Source organism: Neorhizobium fuzhouense (assembly GCF_042611105.1).
In the GTDB taxonomy this organism is placed as follows: Bacteria; Pseudomonadota; Alphaproteobacteria; order Rhizobiales; family Rhizobiaceae; genus Neorhizobium; species Neorhizobium galegae_A.
The window spans coordinates 103,022-120,587 of sequence record NZ_JBHFFP010000012.1 but is presented as its reverse complement, the minus strand read 5'-3'; the positions used below and the strand labels follow the sequence as shown (position 1 = coordinate 120,587).

The following is a 17,566-nucleotide window of genomic DNA, read 5'->3' as shown; positions in this document are numbered from 1 at the left end:
TGCCGCCCTCCTGGCACTGGCCTATATCTTCGGACGCATCTGATCGAACGTCGCTCTTTCTTATCCGGCCCGTGATGGACACGCAAGCTGCCGACATCGGACGCTTCCTGTCGCATCCGTTCCACTGCGTGTCGGCAGGCCGCCGCAATCGTGCCATGACGAAGGTTAGGCTGCGCTCTTGATGACACGCAAGCCCGAAGGGTCCCGAGTTCATGTTCCTCTCCGTATTCGATGTGTTCAAGATCGGCGTCGGCCCCTCCAGTTCCCACACCATGGGGCCGATGTCGGCCGCCAACCGGTTTCTGGATCTTCTTCTGTCGGATGACTGGCCCCGCCCGTCCGGGGCGGCCGTCACGCGCCTGAAGGTCAGCCTGCATGGCTCGCTGGCCTATACCGGGATCGGCCATGGCACGGGAAGGGCGGTGATCCTCGGATTGATGGGAGAGGCGCCCGACCGCGTCGATCCCGATCGGATGGAGGAAATCCTGGCGGAGGTGGACCGCACAGGCCGCGTCACGCCACCCGGTCATCCGCCTTACGCCTTCCAGCCGGAAACGGATCTCGTCTTCGACCGCAAGCAGCCTCTGTCCGGCCATGCCAACGGCATGAGCTTTTCCGCCTTCGACAAGCAGGACCGCCTGCTGGTCAAGCGCATCTATTATTCCATCGGCGGCGGCTTCGTCGTCACCGATACGGAACTTGAGGCCATGCGCGGGCCAAAGACGCCCTCGCTCGACAAGGTTCCGTATCCCTTCGCCTCCGCCCGCCAGATGCTCGACATGGCGCGCGGCTCCGGTCTCAGCATCGCCCAGATGAAGCGCGCCAACGAACTGACCAAGATGAGTGGTGAAGATCTGGACGCCGGCCTCGACCGGATCTGGGCTGCCATGGCAAGCTGCATCGACCGCGGCCTCAAGGTGGATGGCATCATGCCCGGCGGACTGAAGGTCAGGCGGCGGGCGAAATCCATCCATGACAAGCTGAATGCCGAATGGCGCAGCAACCGGATGAACCCGCTTCTCGCCAATGACTGGCTGTCGGTCTATGCCATGGCCGTCAACGAGGAAAATGCCGGCGGCGGACGCGTGGTGACCGCCCCGACCAATGGAGCGGCCGGCGTCATTCCGGCCACCATCCGCTATTTCCTGCACTTCCATGAAACGGCCACCACCGAGGACATCCGGACCTTCCTGCTGACGGCTGCCGCCATCGGCGGCATCATCAAGCACAATGCGTCGATTTCCGGCGCCGAAGTGGGCTGTCAGGGCGAGGTGGGCTCTGCCGCGGCGATGGCGGCCGCAGGCCTTGCCGCCGTCATGGACGGATCACCCGAACAGATCGAGAATGCCGCCGAAATTGCGCTGGAGCATCATCTCGGCATGACCTGCGATCCGGTCGCGGGCCTCGTGCAGGTGCCCTGCATCGAACGCAATGCGCTGGGCGCCGTCAAGGCCGTCACCGCCGCCTCGCTGGCGCTGAAGGGGGACGGCTCACATTTCGTGCCGCTCGATGCCGCGATTGAAACCATGCGCCAGACCGGTCATGACATGAGCGAGAAATACAAGGAAACCTCGACGGGCGGCCTTGCCGTCAACGTCGTCGAGTGCTGATGCCGCCTGCTGGGACTTGACGAGGCGGCGGTTACGGGTTTCAAGCGGGTCATGGCACTCCATCTCATCAAACTCTGCGTCGGCGCAGATTCAATTCAGGACCTGCGCGAGTGGGTGGCGGAACGGGCGCTGTCGGCCATGGCCGCCGGACTTCAGCCGCACACCACGCACACCACCCGCATGGTGCCGAAGCGGCTCGATGAACTGCTGGACGGCGGATCGCTCTACTGGGTGATCAAGGGGCAGGTCGCGGCCCGCCAGGTGCTTCTCGACATCACCACCTTCACCGGCGGCGACGGCATTTCCCGCTGCAACCTGGTGCTGGCGCCGGAAGTCATCGAGACGGCGACGCAGCCGAAGCGGCCCTTCCAGGGCTGGCGCTACCTGAAGCCGGAGGATGTGCCGCGCGATCTCGGCACCCTTGGCGAAGATGTTGCCGCCATGCCGGAAGATCTGCGGCGGGAACTGACGGAACTCGGCCTGCTCTGACCAGCTTTGCGCGTTCCCTGCCGCACGTAACCCGCAAGCTTTCCTCTCATGCAAAGAGCCCGCCCAAGGCCGAAATGGCCGTGAGCGGGCTCTGACGTTTCAGGACACGGTCAGCGCAGCTTGATGTGAACCGGCGCGCGGCCCGAGCGGGATGATACGTGCAGATGGATCTGCGCTTCCGGCTGCGAATGGCGCCAGGCGCGGGCGCCGTGGCACAAAAGCAGGCCGACGAGATCACGCGTCCGCTCCTTCGGCTTGGTGATGCCGATGCTCGCCAGCCGCATCGCGGCTTCATGCAGCGGGTGGAGTGCACCCTGCATCAGCTTTCCCTTGCTGCCCGGGGGCAGATGGAATTCGATGTTATTCTCATTCATCGCCATAACGACCTCGTAACGCAAAACAATCGAGGGTGTGGGGTGCGGGTTTAGCCGCCATGCAGGGCCGGCGGAACCGGCCCGACACATTGTATTACTGCTGCGACGCCCAGCACTGGACGCCCTTCTTCTTCAAGGCATTGCAGGCATTGACGGCAGATTTCTGATCATCGAAGCCGCCGAAGCGGGCGCGATAGATCTGGCTGCCATTGGTATTGACGGCAACGGCGAACGGCTTGGCAGAGCGAAGGGCAGGGCCTGCCTTGCCGCGGGCCGTTTCGAGAAGGTCCATGGCACGGTCGCGGTCAGGCGACACGCCGATCTGCACGACCCAGCCTTCCGGCGCCGCCTTGGCAACCGACGCGGTCTTTTCAGACGACGGGCGCGTGGAGGCGGTGGTGACGGAATCGGTCTCGACCGGGCTTTCGTCGCGGGAGGCCACCTGCGGCGCATAGCCGGTGGCTTGAACCGGTGCGGTGACCGGCGCGCGGGTCATCGCAGCCGTGACGGCGTCTGCGGCGCTGCGGGCCTTCGGCTCTGCGGCATAGGCAGCAGCCCCCGGCATCTTCTCGCTCTGGCGATCGGACGGCATCGGGCCGGCATTCGGCAGATCGAGCGAGGCGACCGTTTCGGTGGCGGCAGCGACAGCCGGCGAACGGGAGGTGCGCACCGGAACGGGGACGGCGGCTTCGGCCGGCGGGGCAACGCTGCGCGTCTGGGCGATCAGGTTGCTGTTGCCGCCCTGCGAGGCCTTTGGCAGGTAGGTTGCCACGAGCTTGCGCATCTGCGCATCGCGCCAGGCGGTACTCGATCCGCCGAGAACGACGCCGACGATGGAGCGGCCGTTGAGCTGGGCGGAAGTCGTGAGGTTGAAGCCGGCCGCACGCGTATAGCCCGTCTTGATGCCGTCGACGCCCGGCACATTGCCGACCAGGCGGTTATGATTGCCGATGGTCTGGTTGCCGAACTTGAAGACGCGCGTGGAGAAATAGCCGTAATACTGCGGAAAGTGCTGACGCAGCGCGATGCCGAGACGGGCCTGATCGCGCGCCGTCGTCATCTGCGCGGTGTTCGGCAGGCCGTTGGCGTTGCGATAGGTGGTACGGGTCATGCCGAGCGCGCGGGCCTTGCTCGTCATCATCTGGGCAAACCGGGCTTCAGAGCCACCGATCTGCTCGCCGAGCGCCGTTGCCATGTCGTTGGCGGACCGGGTGACGAGGGCAAGAATGGCCTGCTCGACGGTAACGGAACCGCCGGCGCGCACGCCAAGCTTCGAGGGCGGCTCGGCCGCGGCATGCGCGGATACCGGCACCTTCGAATCAAGCGAAAGCCGGCCGGCCTCCAGCGCTTCGAAGGTGAGATAGAGCGTCATCATCTTGGTGAGCGACGCCGGGTAGCGCAGCGAATCGGGATCCTCGCTGTACAGAACCTTGCCCGTCTTGGCATCGACGACGATGCCGGCATATTTCGGGTTGGCGGCAGCTGGCTCAAGCCCAAATGCCAGCACCGCAATGATCATAAGGAGAAAACCAACGACCTTGTTGAAAATCGAGGCACCATCCTTCGAGAAGGATGTTGTGTTGACGTCATTCAGCACGGCTGCACTCACTCATTGCATTTCAGTTGTTATTTCCGGGCGCCCCCTCAGCATCCGTTCCGGCCACTTTAGGTGGCTAGCGTTACCAAGTGGTTTATGATGAACAGAGGATTAGGATTTTCGCGTCCGTTTTATCGACCATGTCCGATGGCCGTCGCTCTGCGCCCCGTCAGAGACGGCAATAGCGGCCTCAATATGATGATGTCCTGATAAACGTTGGAAATACACAGTCTTCACAGGGAAGAAGGACTCGCGGCGGCGCGCGCACCGCCTCCAGTACCTGTCTTTCCACCGAAGAGCAAAAGCGGCGCCCAAAATGAAAAGGGCCCGCCGCGATACGGCAAGCCCTTGATGAATGAATTCGGCCGGGAAGGAGTCTCAGCGATGGACACTGCTCACGGCTGTCGCGCGGCCATCCTGCAGCTTGACCCAGTTGGCGGGATTGTCCGTCGCCTGACGCTTGAGGAAGGTATATTCGGTCTCGGACCAGAGCATGACCTTGTTGCGCATGTTGTCGAGCACGAAGTCGCCGCGATCGGTGCGCACCGTCAGAACGGCATGACCTTCGCCATTCGGCTGCAGCACGACGGTCATCAGGAGGTTGGAGGGGTTGAAGCCCTGGTTGATCAGCATCTTGCGCTTCAAGAGGGCGAAATCCTCGCAATCGCCGACCGTCGTCGGATAGGCCCAGCGCTCCTCGACACCATAGATCTCCTGGTCGGTCATCGGGGCAATCTCAGTGTTGACCGTATAGTTGACCTCAAGGATCGTGCGCCAGCGCTCTTCGGTGAGCGTCAGCGGACCGGTGTCGGCCGTGCGCACCGAGCATTCGCCCGGATTGCTTTGGCAGAATTCATAATGGCCAATCGGGGGATTGGCCTTGCCGGTGATGCGCATGGATCCGGCGAAGGCTAAGGCGGCCTGTGTGGACAGGAAGGTCAGGCAAAGGGCGACAAAACCCGCGCCGATGATCTTTGTGTACGACATGCACATTCTCTCCTTGGACAGGAGGATGATGGCACCGCCGTCTTGATCTTGGACGAAATTACGTAGTCGAATCAGATGCTTGTTTTAATCAAACTTATCTCGAATTCGGCTAAAGTTTTATCGACCGGGAACCGCAGCCAGGACAGTGGATCTGGTAAAAACCGGGATGGAATTCAATAAAATTCGATCCTTTTCCCGCTAAGCACTTGCAGTTTTTGATCAAGCCCGGCGTTGCGGCGACGGCACCAGCGGCGGTTTTTGGTGGACTTGGCTCCGTCTGGAGCCGGCAACGCCCATGAATGCACGGTCCATGAGATCGGCTTTTGCGGTCATCGAGGCCGTCATCGACCCTCAAAAAAATGTGCCGGAACAGGATTTTTTTCGCTGAGGAGGGTGCCGGGTGGCCGGCATCGGGGCGAGAGATCGCAGACACGATGGATGTGTAACGCATCGGTGCGGGCGCAACGCATGGCGCAGGCACCTTTCGCCTCATCCGGAAACGGCGGAAGGATCAGAGAAAGGCCCGGAGGCTTTCGCGGGTCTGGATGCTTGCGAATTCGATGGCCACGCCTTCGGCGAAATGGCGCACGACGCGACCACGCAGGTGATTGAGCATCACCGGGCTGCCGATCTTCGGCCGCATCTCGATATCGATGGCCGCGCCCGACAGCGACAGGTCGACCAGACGGCACGGATGGCGACTGCCATCTTCCAGTGTCAGTTCTGCGCGCGTGACGCGCGGGCTCAGGCGATCGTGACGGCGGTCTTCCGGCAGGCCGAGTTCATGGCGGTTGGCAAGCCAGATCAACTGGGCGGCCAGTTTCTCGCGCTTGCGGCCGGTGGCAATGACCGACATGACGAAGCCGGTATTGTTCAGCTCCAGCACCTTGCCTTCAAGCCGGCCGAGATGATCGATATAGGCGATAATGCGCTCGCCTTCGACAGGGGCGCCAACGCAGGTGATGACCACATCGCCCGGCGACATTTCGGTGACGGTGCAGGGATATTCCTCGTGACTGTCCAGCATCAGGCGGCCCGGCATATTGACCGAGACACGCTGGAAACCGTGCATCGGCATCGGGCGGCTCTGAGATGGGGCGTTCCGGAACGTGAACATCACCGTCCTTCGCAGGTTTCGTCTGGCGCAACATGCCATCGATACAGCCGGGGCGGTTAACATATGGTTCCGGGGGCCTGCGAAAACCGGCAGCGTTCGGCAGCCGTTACGTGTGCTGGCCGGGGTCGGACAAGGCTGGTCGAGGAGGGCTTACTGACGACGATCCGCGGAAGCCATTGCCTCCAGTTTCTCTGCCAGCGCCAGCATGTCGATCAGCTGCCAATGGTCGACACGAAAGGCGCCCAGCGCCAGCGGCCGCAGCGTCGGCAACCGTCCGAGCGGCAGGAGGCTTGCCAGCAACCGGTCGGCGCGGCCGGCGCCGGATCGCAACGGCAGCAACAGTGTCTCGAAAATCGGATAATCGGGGCAAGCCGCAACCGAGAGGGTCATCACCACCGGCCGTTCGGTGCGAAGCGAAAGCTGAGCCGCACGGTTGGCGACGGCCCGTGAGGGACCATCCCACAACACCTCGAACGGGTTTCCCCGAAGCTCCCTGTCGAAGAGGTCGCAGATGCGCGTGCCCGCCAGTCGAAAGTTCAGGCTTTCGCCCTCCTGGTCGAGGATAAATAGATCGGAAAGACGATGGCGCAGTTCTGCGGGATTGACCTGCGCACGCTTCGGCGCCGGCTCTCCCAGACGCAAGCTGTCCCAATAGCTGAAGACTTCCTTGCTGCGCTCGTTTCGCATTGACACCATGTGTTTCGTTTCAATCCCGTCCGCGGCGCTTTTTGCGCGATATGGATATCAGGAGCGAAAATCGTGCCAACATGGGGGGAGCGGCGACCAGAGGGTGGAAAGAGAGGGCCGACGCAATGGAAACGGCCCGCAAAATGCGGGCCGCCCGGTGTCTCTTTCTGGCCGATGGCCGAAAGCTTATTTCGTGATGCGCAGCGAAAGCCCGGTCTTGCCATAGACGGGAACCGTGTCATGTCCTTCAAGCACGATCGCCTCGAACGTCCCGTTGAAGCTGTCGGAGCGGATGAGCGAAAGCTCGTCGCCGACAGACGGCGTATAGCCTGCGGCAAGGCTGACCCGCAGCGTTCCGCCTTCGACGGCAACACTCTTTGCGACGGTGATGCCGCCATCCTTGCCGGACAGGGCAACATCAAGCCCACCGGCGCGGCGCAGGACGAGGTTGCCCGAAACGGCAGGATGCGCGTCGGCGACCACGACCCGGCCACCGGAGATGTAAAGATCGCCCGTGCCGAATGCGCGCGAGGATTTGGCAACAAGCGTTCCGTCTTCGACGATCACGCCGCCGGAAAAGCTGTTAATGCCCGAAAGCGTCAGGCTGCCGCTGCCCGTCTTCACCAGTCGGCCTTCACCGGCAATATCGTTCTTCCAACTGTCGGCCGTGTTGAAGCCGCCCTTTGCCGCATCCATGGTGACCGTCACGTCGCCGTCAAAGGCTGCAAAGCCATCGGCAGCGGCAAAGAGGTTCAAGCGGCCCCAGCCTTCCGCATCGCTCATGATCGGGTAGCCGGCGGGAAGCGCCGTACTCTTCAGGACAAGCCGGCGCTGGGCTGCATCGAGATAGGGAAGCCGCGTTTCAAGCAGGACTTCGGCACCCTTCGGTACCACAGCGGCGGCATCGCCAGCGGAGATCTTCGGCAGGCCATAGCTGAAGCGTGGCGTAACGAAGTCAGCGTTTGCGGCCCGGTCAGCAAAGGGATCGGTGCCAGCGGGCGCCGAATGGGCAAGAGCCATCAGCCCGTCAAAGCCTGCAGCACCGGTATCGGTTGCCAGAAAACTCTGGGTCTGCTGATAGGCCTCCGCTTTCAGGCCGGCATAGTCGGCGCGGTTGAGGTTATAGGCGACAACGGCCGTAGCCTGCATGCGCCCACCGATCACGTCGAAGGGCTGGTGCATGCCGGCGCGGATGCGGTTCTCGCCCATGCGCACGGCGCGAGTGACCATTTCCTGGTAACGCTGCGGCACCAGATAGGCCATCACCAGCGCATCGCGCCAGGCTTCGGCGGTGTGACCGCTCGGAAAGCCGCCGTCGCCGGCGGGCTTGGTGCTCTTGGCCGGCTCCAGCTGCGGCACGACCCGCACCTCCTCGCTCCAGCGATAGGGACGGGCATATTTGTAATAGCGCTTGGCGGGCTCGGTGGAGCCATCCTTGCTGCCGGCTTCGACCAGATCCACGGCCTTGCCCATCACCGCATTGCCATCCTTGCTGCCGACACCGCGATTGTTGCCCTTGTCATCATATTTGACGCTCGTCGCATCGGCGGGCATGTCAGTCACCGTCGTCGTCTGCTGTGCGCCCTTGCGCCAGGCGTCAGCCAGCGGCCCAAGCCCGTCGGTGATGCTGACGCTCTTGCCGCGGCGGTCATCCAGATAGGCTTCGAGATCGTCCTCAGGCGTGTTGGCGGCCGTGGTGCGGATGACATAGGCAAGGTTTGCGGCATGCACCGCAGGGTTCTTCATCGTGCCATCGGTTGCACTGCGCGGCAGGCCGTCCCAATCGGATTTGGTGACGGCGGCGCAGCCGTCTTTTGCCGGTGCATCCTGATCGGCATCGACGAAAGGCGTGCGCGGTGTCCAGATCTCCAGGAAGCCGGAGAGAAGCCGCACCCCGGCATTGGTTTCAAGCGTCGAAAGGCAGGCATCGCCACGCTGGTTACTGGCGCCGGTATCGACATAGGCCGGGATGCCGGCGGGCGCAGGCGCGCTGTCTGCATGGCCAAGGCCCGCCGGTGCCGGCGGCAGAACCAGAGTATCGGCAAAGGCCGGCGTCAGGGCGCTCGACAGGAGGAGCAGAACGGTGAGGGCGGCGGTCGGGCGGGCAGGGACAAAAGCACGCATGGCGGAGGGCCTTTCTGGAGCAGGACATGCCGGCACCGGCAGTCGCCGTGCTGTCGATCCTGTCCGGGACGTTGTAAACGGTGGACGAACAAGAGATGCAGCGTTCGGGCGCCGGCATCGCGCGCTCCGCCTTTAGTCCATGCGTGCAACAGTTTTCTTACAAGCGGAGCAGGAGTTATATTTTCACCCCTGTCCTTGTTCCCGGCGATCGGCGTGGTCCCTCCAGGCGCAAGGTCATCTTTCCCCGGTTCATCTTTCCCTCGGTCGGTGACACGCCTATATGTCGGGGATCGAAAACGCGAAGGATGCACCGATGGACGATTCGCCCAACGCACCAGGCTCAGGCGAACAGCCACGGCGGGAGGAAACGGTCCGGTCGCCGGGCGTCCAGACGTCGGTGCCGGGCATACAAAGACCGCGGGCCGCCTCGCAGCCGATCTTCAACCTGCCGGGACCACTCGTCCTGACGCTTGGCCTGCTGGTCGTGCTCTATCTTGTGGACGCCTATCTGCTCAGTGACCAGTGGCGCGACATCGTGCTGTTCGAACTGGCCTTTACGCCGCTGCGCTATGTCTATCCGCTGACCGACCAGGGTCTGGAATGGCTGTGGACGCCGGTCACCTATTCGCTGCTGCACGGCAGTCTGGAACACCTGATCTTCAACGGCCTGTGGCTGACGGCCTTCGGCGCGCCGGTGCTGCGCCGGATCGGCACCGTGCGCTATCTTGCCTTCTGGATCTGTTCGGCTGCCGCAGCCGCCTTTTTCCACGCGGCCCTCAACTGGGGCCAGGAAACGCTCCTCATCGGTGCCTCCGGCGTGGTGTCGGCGCTGATGGGCGCGGCCTGCCGCTTCGCCTTTCCACGGCATGGCGGCGGCATGCGGCGCGATTCGTCGCATTTCTTGCCGCGCCAGGGCATTGTGACGGCGATGAAGAACCGTACGGTGCTGGTGTTTACCGTGGTCTGGTTCCTCGGCAACGTCCTGGTTGCCGTCGGCATGCCGCTGGTCGGCTCGGACTCAGGCGCCATTGCCTGGGACGCGCATATCGGCGGCTTCCTTTTCGGCTACCTGCTGTTTGGCCTCTTCGATCCGCTGGTGAGTGAAAAAGAAGTTGCTTAACAAAAGCCTGTAAGGGCCCGCTTGGCGGTTGCAAAGCGGCGGAAGCAGGCGCACCATTCCTGTGTGGGTGTGCCGTGTCGTGTGGGGAGTTTGGTCGAGGGCGCATCCAGACACAGTCAATAGGAGGAATTGATGCCTGTCTCCGTCAAGAACATTCTGGATACCAAGGGTCGCGACGTCATCTCCGTCGGACGGGAGAAGACGGTGGCCGAGGTGGCTGCCATTCTGGCCGAACATAAAATTGGTGCCGCCGTCATCACGAGCCTTGAAGGCCGCATTGCCGGCATCTTCACCGAACGCGATCTGGTCCGCGTCGTGGCGCAAGATGGGGCTGCCGGGTTGGAAAAGCCGGTTTCATCCGGCATGACGGCCAATGTCATCCGCTGTCGCGAAGAGACCAGTCTCAACGAACTGATGGAAATCATGAGCACCGGCCGCTTCCGGCATGTCCCCGTGGAAGAGAGCGGCAAGCTGATCGGCATCATCTCGATCGGCGATGTGGTGAAAGCACGCATTCGCGAGGTGGAAGCCGAAAGCGAACACATGATGGCCTATATCGCCGGCTGAGGCATCCTGGGGCTGACGGCTGCGAGGAAGCGGCCGTCAGCTGGCAAACACGTCCTGCATGCGCTTCAGTTCAGCGATTCGGGCCTTGGTTTCGGTATAGCCGCGATCAATGGCTTCGCCGGCCCGGTGGAATTCGGACAGCCCGATATCGCTCAGGCGCGGATGCAGCGCCAGATCCGGCGGATCACCCGCCAGCCGCGCCCGCGAAATCCTCTCCTGGATAATGTTGAAGGCCTGCACCATGACGCTGGTCACACCGATCCGCGCCTCCCGCACCTTAGTGTGCTGACCTTCGACCACAGGCATCACGCTGGCATTGTGCTTGACCACGGCCGAGCGGCCGAAAATATCGTAGTTCAGGTTGACCGCCACCACGAGCGGCTGCTCGTAGGCGCGGCAGACGGATGTCGGCACCGGGTTCACCAGCGCCCCATCGACCAGCGTGCGGTTGTTGCATTTCACCGGCTCGAAAATGCCGGGCAGGGCATAGGAGGCGCGCATGCCGGTGATCAGCGAACCGCTGGTGATCCACACTTCATGGCCGGTATTGAGTTCGGTCGAGACGGCAACGAAGGGCCGGTCGAGGTTTTCGATCGCGATATCCTCGAGATCCTCCTGCATGCGTTTGGTGAGCCGCAGGCCACCGAACAGCCCGCCGCCGCCGATCGTCAGATCGAGAAGACCGGCAATGCGCCGGACGGTAAGCGAGCGGGCAAATGTTTCCAGTGCATCCAGCTTGCCGGCCAGATAGCAACCGCCGACCAGCGCACCGATCGAGGTGCCCGCGATCATGCCGATCTCGATATTTTCCTCTTCGAGCGCGCGCAGCACACCGATATGAGCCCAGCCGCGCGCAGCCCCGCCGCCCAGCGCCAGTGCAAGCTTTGCCTTGCGCACCGGCCGTTCAGGGGAAACGAGCGCGGCGGGCGCCTTTGCACTTCCCTCCGCGTTTGCTGCCGGCACATCGCCGCGATTCCAACCCCAGTTCAGCATGCCTGCATCCGTCCTTCAGCTGAACATCCCCCGGACGTTCATCTAGCGCCGGTTTCGGTTGAGAATTCGTTGATGTTATGGCCAAATGGAAGCGGTCGTAAACGACTTTGACTAATGTCCGTCGTGATACACCGTTTCAGGATCAAAATGTCGGTCTGTGTCGGTGATGTGCAGCTGCGGCTGACCGTCAACCAGCGTCACCGCGCGGTAGAAGCAGGACCGACGCCCCGTGTGGCAGCTCGCATCATGACCTGCCACCGACACCTTCAGCCAGACGGCATCCTGATCGCAATCGGTCAGAAGCTCGACCACGCTCTGCAGATTGCCGGAGGTTTCGCCCTTCTTCCAGATCTTTGCCCGCGAGCGGCTGTAATAATGGGCGATGCCGGTTTCGATGGTCAGCGCCAGCGCGTCCCGGTTCATGTGCGCCACCATCAGCAGATGGCCGTCACGGATGTCGGTGACGATGGCGGTGACGAGGCCGGCCTCGTCAAAACGCGGGGTAAACGGGCCCTTGTCTTCCAGCGCCGCCTTGTCGCGCGGCGCCGCTTCAAATTCGATCGTCATGATGGATACTCTGAAACTGACCGGCGCGCGCTAGCGCCGGATCATGGTGAGGAAACGCGCCTGCTCGGCGGCATTGTTCTGGTAGTCGCCGGTAAAGGTGGTGGTGAGCGTCGAGGAACCCTGCTTCTGGATGCCGCGCATCGACATGCACAGATGCTCGGCATCGATCATGACCGCCACACCGCGCGGCTCCAGCACCGACTGGATGGCATGGGCGATCTGTGCGGTCATCGCCTCCTGCGTCTGCAGGCGCCTGCCAAACACCTCGACCAGCCGGGCGATCTTGGAAAGCCCCAGCACACGGCCCTTCGGCAGATAGGCGACATGCGCCTTGCCGATGATCGGCACCATGTGATGTTCGCAATGGGAATAGAACGGAATATCGCGCACCAACACGATATCGTCATAGCCCGCCACTTCTTCGAATGTGCGGCCAAGCACCTCGTGCGGATCCTCGCCATAACCGCTGAACAGCTCGCGATAGGATTTTGCAACGCGCCGGGGCGTATCGATCAGGCCTTCGCGGCTCGGATCGTCGCCGGCCCAGCGCAACAGAAGGCGCACGGCGTCCTCGGCCTCCTGCTGGGTGGGGCGAGCCTCGCTGTTGCCGGCGGGGAAATTTTTCACGATGGCGTCCATCTTCTCGTCTCCTGATGCGGTTCAAGGCCGCACCTGACCAAAGCCTGTCGGCTGGCGTTTCCGGTTGTCTCAAAGTCCGGTACCAATCTGGCATTACGGGCTTTCTGGCCTGACGGATCGGTTTTTACAAGATAAAGCCTACCGCTTTCTCACGGCATTTCGGCAAAACTTTCCGCCTTGATGCGTATGGCTTCGATCATCATATATAGTCGGGAAGGCTGCGCGACCAGCACCGGACCATAGACAATCCGTTCGCGATCCGCATGCAGACCTGGCGCTGACAAGCGCTGCGTGAGCGTGAGACAAAAGCCGGCAAGCCGCGAGAGAGAATGATGGACGATATCTACAATAGCCGAATCCTCGAACTCGCCGGCAATATCGAGCGTACCGGCGCGATGGACGATGCCGATGCGACATCGGAAAAGCACTCAAAGCTCTGCGGTTCGAAGGTGCGCGTCTTCGTCAAGATGAAGGACGGCGTCATCGACGATTTTTCCCACCAGGTGCGCGCCTGTGCCCTTGGCCAGGCCTCGTCTTCCGTCATGGCCCGCCATGTGGTGGGTGCGAGCGCCAGGGATGTACGGGCCGCGCGCGATGCGATGCTGTCGATGCTGAAGGAGGGCGGCGAGGGACCGGAGGGCCGGTTCGAGGAGATGCGCATCCTGAAACCGGTGAAGGACTACAAGGCCCGCCACGCCTCCACCATGCTGACCTTCGATGCCGTCGTCGACTGTCTCGATCAGATCGAGGCTAAAACCCAGGCCATGGCGGGCTGAACCCCATGTGCCAGCACTGCGAGGCGCTTGAGGACGACGAGGACGACCAGCGGCCGAACCTCAAGACACGACATCGCGGCCGCAACTGGCAGGGGCCGTTTCGAAAGACGCCCGGCCGTCTTCTCGGCATGGGCTTCATCCGTCTCTACCAACTGACGCTCTCCGGCTTCATCGGCAATTCCTGCCGCCATATTCCGACCTGTTCGGAATTCGGCTATGAAGCCGTTGCCCGCCACGGCCTGTGGTTCGGCTTCTGGATGACGGCCAGACGGTTTTCAAGCTGTGGTCCCTTTGGGTCGTCCGGGCTCGACCCGGTGCCGGAAACGCTGGCTTCCCACCAACGCTGGTGGATGCCGTGGCGCTATCGCAATGCTGTCCGAAAAGCCGCCTGACCATGCCGATACCAATGGAATATCACCACGCCACGGACGAATTCGAAGCCTTCATGAAGGACCTCTTGGCGATCTCGCTGCTGAAGACCCGGCATCAGGGCTACACGATGCTGCAAGCCGTGCTGCAGGTGTTTCGCCGCCGGCTCTCTCTGGAACAGGCGATCGCCTTTGCCAATCTTCTGCCGGCAGTGCTGCGCGCGATCTTCGTCAGCGATTGGGATACGCGCGAACCGCTCAAGCCTTTTCTGGATCGGGCGGCGATGATGGACGAGGTGATGGCACTGCGCCACAACCACAATTTTTCGACGCCAAGCGCTATCGAGGATGTCACCAGCGCCATCCGACGCCATGTCGATGTGCCGCGGCTGGATGCGTTTCTGGGCACTTTGCCGCCAGGTGCCCGCGCCTTTTGGGGAATGCCGGGCTGACGGTTGATCTTTACGCGCAGGCGTTTTTCACCTATCACGCGCGGGTCAAAAGCGACCGCATCGCGCGGTCCGATATCACCACCCGCATTCGTTGGCGGGACTGGATAACAGGAGAAAAGCGTGTCCGTTTCCCTTACCTTCCCCGATGGCTCGATCCGCAGCTATGAGCCCGGCACGACCGGCTTTGCGGTCGCCGAATCCATTTCGAAATCGCTCGCCAAGAAGGCCGTTGCCATCGCTATCGACGGCACTGTGCGCGATCTCTCCGACGCCGTCACCGATGGCCGGATCGAGATCGTCACCCGCACCGATCCGCGCGCGCTGGAACTCATCCGCCACGACGCCGCCCATGTGATGGCGGAAGCCGTGCAGGAACTGTGGCCCGGCACGCAGGTGACCATCGGCCCGGTGATCGAGAACGGCTTTTATTACGATTTCAAGCGCGTCCACCCGGACAGCCGCGAGGACTGGCCGTTTACGCCCGAAGATCTGCCAAAAATCGAAAAGCGGATGAAGGAAATCATCCAGCGCAACAAGCCGTTCACCAGGGAAATCTGGTCGCGCAACAAGGCGCGCGATGTGTTTGCCGACAAGGGCGAGGCCTACAAGGTCGAGCTGGTCGATGCCATCCCGGAAGACCAGGACCTGAAGATCTACTATCAGGGCGACTGGTTCGACCTGTGCCGCGGCCCGCACATGGCCTCCACCGGCCAGATCGGCACGGCCTTCAAGCTGATGAAGGTGGCCGGCGCCTACTGGCGCGGCGACAGCACCCGCCCCATGCTGACGCGCATCTACGGCACCGCCTGGGCCACACAGGAAGAGCTTGACCAGTATCTGCATGTGCTCGCCGAAGCCGAAAAGCGCGACCACCGCAAACTCGGCCGCGAAATGGATCTTTACCATTTCCAGGAAGAGGGCCCCGGCGTCGTCTTCTGGCACGGCAAGGGCTGGCGGATGTTCCAGACGCTGACGGCCTATATGCGCCGCCGGCTTGCCAATACCTATGAAGAGGTCAATGCACCGCAGGTGCTCGATGCCTCGCTCTGGGAAACGTCCGGCCACTGGGGCTGGTATCAGGAAAACATGTTTGCGGTGAAATCGGCCTATGCCTTCACCCATGCGGACGACAAGGAAGCCGACAACCGCGTCTTTGCCCTGAAGCCGATGAACTGCCCCGGTCACGTACAGATCTTCAAGCACGGGCTGAAATCCTATCGCGAATTGCCTGTTCGCCTTGCTGAATTCGGCCTTGTGCATCGTTATGAAGCCTCCGGCGCGCTGCATGGACTGATGCGCGTGCGCGGCTTCACGCAGGACGACGCGCATGTGTTCTGCACCGAAGAGCAGATGGCGGCAGAATGCCTGCGCATCAACGACCTGATCCTCTCCGTCTACGAGGATTTCGGCTTCAAGGAAGTGGTGGTGAAACTGTCCACCCGGCCGGAAAAGCGCGTGGGCACCGACGACCTCTGGGATCGCGCCGAAAGCGTGATGATGGAGGTTCTGAAGGAGATCGAGGCGCAGTCGGGCGGGCGGATCAAGACCGGCATCCTGCCGGGCGAGGGCGCGTTCTACGGGCCGAAGTTCGAATATACGCTCAAAGATGCCATCGGCCGTGAATGGCAGTGCGGCACGACGCAGGTGGACTTCAACCTGCCGGAACGGTTCGGCGCCTTCTATATCGACCAGAATTCCGAAAAGAAGCAGCCGGTGATGATCCACCGCGCCATCTGCGGCTCGATGGAGCGTTTTCTCGGCATCCTGATCGAGAACTTTGCCGGCCACATGCCGCTGTGGTTTGCGCCGCAGCAGGTTGTCGTCGCAACGATTACCTCGGATGCCGACGACTACGGTCGCGAAGTGGCCGAAACGCTGCGCGAGGCGGGCCTCATCGTCGAGACCGACTTCCGCAACGAGAAGATCAACTACAAGGTCCGCGAGCATTCCGTCACCAAGGTGCCGGTCATCGTGGTCTGCGGCCGCCAGGAAGCGGAAAACCGCACGGTCAACATCCGCCGCCTCGGCTCGCAGGCGCAAACCTCGATGACGCTCGATGAAGCCGTCGCGTCGCTGCGCGAAGAAGCAACGCCGCCGGACCTGAAGCGGCGTGCTGCAAAGCGGCTTGCTGCACAGAGCTAATGCCTGACATGACAGCCCCTGTACCCGCCGGTGCAGGGGCTGTCAGCATTCTGTCATGTAAATGCAATAATCCTGCCATCAGCATCAAGCCGCTGCCCGGAGAGGCCCCTTGCGTTTCAAGGAATTGTCATACGCCAATGATCGTGATCCACGCCTGAAGCGCTGGGTCATTCGTTCCATCGAGGGCCTGTCGGGCCGCAACCGCTATGTGCGTCTCTACGATGCCTGGCGCCATGATGTTTCCGTCGGCACCGACCGGGTGTTCGGCCGGATGCTCGACCTCATCAATGTCCGCCTCGACGTGGAGGGCACCTGGCCGCCGCAAAACCTGCCGGATGCGCCGCTGGTCATCGTTGCCAACCATCCGTTCGGCATTGGCGATGGCATCGCGATCCTGTCCCTTGCCGAACAGCTGAACCGTCCATTCCGCGTGATGATCAACAATGAACTGTTGAAAGTGCCGGAGCTTCAGCCCTATGCGCTGCCGGTCTGCTTCGAGGAGACCCGCGAGGCGATGGCGATCAACATGGAAACGCGCCGGGAGGCGATGCGGCTCCTGAAGGAGGGTGTCACCATCATCATCTTCCCGGCCGGCGGTGTGGCGACAGCCAAGAAAGGTTTCGGACGCGCCGAAGACCTGCCGTGGAAGATGTTTCCGGCGCGCCTCATCCAGGCGGCGCGTGCCAATGTCATCCCGGTCTATTTCCACGGCCAGAACGGCCGGCTATTCCATCTGGCAAGCCGCATTTCGCTGACGCTCCGGCTGTCGCTGCTGATCCGCGAATTCAAGCGCCTGTCGGGCACGTCGATCCACGCCAAGATCGGGCCGCTGCGGAGCTGGGAGGAAATGGCGGCCTTTCCGGATCGGAAGGATCTTCTGGCTGAGCTTTATCAAGCCGTCTTTGTCATGCGCGAGATCCCGAGATCACGCTTCCGCAAGACGGGGTAGGGGAAAAC

The 17,566-nt window shown here is 62.3% G+C and carries 18 protein-coding genes; 9 read left to right on the top strand and 9 right to left on the bottom strand.

Features of this window, described 5'->3' with window-relative positions; all coding sequences use genetic code 11:
• Window positions 1–212 precede the first annotated feature (212 nt).
• Window positions 213–1,610, top strand: a complete 1,398-nt coding sequence (locus tag ACEXP3_RS19795; RefSeq protein ID WP_377298769.1) for an L-serine ammonia-lyase — start codon at window positions 213–215, stop codon at window positions 1,608–1,610.
• A gap of 51 nt (window positions 1,611–1,661) precedes the next feature.
• Window positions 1,662–2,099, top strand: coding sequence for a DUF1489 family protein (locus ACEXP3_RS19790; RefSeq protein ID WP_210105043.1), 438 nt, complete (start codon window positions 1,662–1,664; stop codon window positions 2,097–2,099).
• A gap of 110 nt (window positions 2,100–2,209) precedes the next feature.
• Here ACEXP3_RS19790 and ACEXP3_RS19785 read toward each other — a convergent pair whose 3' ends face one another.
• The 6 genes from ACEXP3_RS19785 to ACEXP3_RS19760 all read right to left on the bottom strand — a co-directional run bounded on the left by ACEXP3_RS19785 (window position 2,210) and on the right by ACEXP3_RS19760 (window position 8,985).
• A complete protein-coding gene (locus ACEXP3_RS19785) occupies window positions 2,210–2,479 on the bottom strand; it encodes a hypothetical protein (protein WP_210105044.1) in 270 nt (89 codons plus the stop codon).
• An 88-nt stretch (window positions 2,480–2,567) separates the two neighbouring features.
• Window positions 2,568–3,992 carry a serine hydrolase gene (locus ACEXP3_RS19780; RefSeq protein ID WP_377298887.1) on the bottom strand — a complete coding sequence of 475 codons (1,425 nt, stop codon included), beginning with the start codon at window positions 3,990–3,992 and terminating at the stop codon, window positions 2,568–2,570.
• A gap of 456 nt (window positions 3,993–4,448) precedes the next feature.
• Window positions 4,449–5,057: a transglutaminase-like cysteine peptidase gene (locus tag ACEXP3_RS19775; RefSeq protein ID WP_377298766.1), complete on the bottom strand. Its 609-nt coding sequence runs from the start codon at window positions 5,055–5,057 to the stop codon at window positions 4,449–4,451.
• A 511-nt stretch (window positions 5,058–5,568) separates the two neighbouring features.
• Window positions 5,569–6,174, bottom strand: a complete 606-nt coding sequence (locus tag ACEXP3_RS19770) for a PilZ domain-containing protein (RefSeq protein ID WP_377298764.1) — start codon at window positions 6,172–6,174, stop codon at window positions 5,569–5,571.
• 150 nt (window positions 6,175–6,324) lie between these two features.
• Window positions 6,325–6,870 carry a PAS domain-containing protein gene (locus ACEXP3_RS19765; RefSeq protein WP_377298762.1) on the bottom strand — a complete coding sequence of 182 codons (546 nt, stop codon included), beginning with the start codon at window positions 6,868–6,870 and terminating at the stop codon, window positions 6,325–6,327.
• Window positions 6,871–7,047: 177 nt separating this feature from the next.
• Window positions 7,048–8,985: an acid phosphatase gene (locus ACEXP3_RS19760; RefSeq protein WP_377298760.1), complete on the bottom strand. Its 1,938-nt coding sequence runs from the start codon at window positions 8,983–8,985 to the stop codon at window positions 7,048–7,050.
• 313 nt (window positions 8,986–9,298) lie between these two features.
• On the opposite strand from ACEXP3_RS19760, the gene ACEXP3_RS19755 reads away from it, so the two are divergent.
• Together ACEXP3_RS19755 and ACEXP3_RS19750 are read left to right on the top strand one after the other, a co-directional pair.
• On the top strand, window positions 9,299–10,105 hold the full coding sequence (locus tag ACEXP3_RS19755; RefSeq protein ID WP_377298758.1) for a rhomboid family intramembrane serine protease: 807 nt from the start codon (window positions 9,299–9,301) through the stop codon (window positions 10,103–10,105).
• A 132-nt stretch (window positions 10,106–10,237) separates the two neighbouring features.
• On the top strand, window positions 10,238–10,672 hold the full coding sequence (locus tag ACEXP3_RS19750) for a CBS domain-containing protein (protein WP_210105051.1): 435 nt from the start codon (window positions 10,238–10,240) through the stop codon (window positions 10,670–10,672).
• Between the two features lie 36 nt (window positions 10,673–10,708).
• Here the strand turns inward: ACEXP3_RS19750 and ACEXP3_RS19745 are convergent, their stop codons facing one another.
• The 3 genes from ACEXP3_RS19745 to folE form a co-directional block, all read right to left on the bottom strand.
• A complete protein-coding gene (locus ACEXP3_RS19745) occupies window positions 10,709–11,665 on the bottom strand; it encodes a patatin-like phospholipase family protein (RefSeq protein ID WP_377298756.1) in 957 nt (318 codons plus the stop codon).
• Between the two features lie 111 nt (window positions 11,666–11,776).
• Window positions 11,777–12,232 (bottom strand): phosphoribosyl-AMP cyclohydrolase, encoded by a 456-nt coding sequence (gene hisI / locus ACEXP3_RS19740; protein ID WP_210105053.1) that lies wholly within the window; start codon window positions 12,230–12,232, stop codon window positions 11,777–11,779.
• A 30-nt stretch (window positions 12,233–12,262) separates the two neighbouring features.
• Entirely contained in the window at window positions 12,263–12,871 is a 609-nt protein-coding gene (folE, locus tag ACEXP3_RS19735) for a GTP cyclohydrolase I FolE (RefSeq protein WP_210105054.1), read from the bottom strand.
• Between the two features lie 329 nt (window positions 12,872–13,200).
• On the opposite strand from folE, the gene ACEXP3_RS19730 reads away from it, so the two are divergent.
• From ACEXP3_RS19730 to ACEXP3_RS19710, 5 genes are all read left to right on the top strand, one after another.
• A complete protein-coding gene (locus ACEXP3_RS19730; RefSeq protein ID WP_377298753.1) occupies window positions 13,201–13,647 on the top strand; it encodes an iron-sulfur cluster assembly scaffold protein in 447 nt (148 codons plus the stop codon).
• Between the two features lie 5 nt (window positions 13,648–13,652).
• Window positions 13,653–14,039: a membrane protein insertion efficiency factor YidD gene (gene yidD / locus ACEXP3_RS19725; protein WP_377298751.1), complete on the top strand. Its 387-nt coding sequence runs from the start codon at window positions 13,653–13,655 to the stop codon at window positions 14,037–14,039.
• Window positions 14,040–14,041: 2 nt separating this feature from the next.
• Window positions 14,042–14,467 (top strand): DUF2267 domain-containing protein, encoded by a 426-nt coding sequence (locus ACEXP3_RS19720; protein WP_377298749.1) that lies wholly within the window; start codon window positions 14,042–14,044, stop codon window positions 14,465–14,467.
• 120 nt (window positions 14,468–14,587) lie between these two features.
• Window positions 14,588–16,609 (top strand): threonine--tRNA ligase, encoded by a 2,022-nt coding sequence (gene thrS, locus ACEXP3_RS19715; protein WP_377298748.1) that lies wholly within the window; start codon window positions 14,588–14,590, stop codon window positions 16,607–16,609.
• Between the two features lie 109 nt (window positions 16,610–16,718).
• On the top strand, window positions 16,719–17,558 hold the full coding sequence (locus ACEXP3_RS19710; RefSeq protein WP_377298747.1) for a lysophospholipid acyltransferase family protein: 840 nt from the start codon (window positions 16,719–16,721) through the stop codon (window positions 17,556–17,558).
• The last annotated feature ends 8 nt before the right edge of the window (window positions 17,559–17,566 follow it).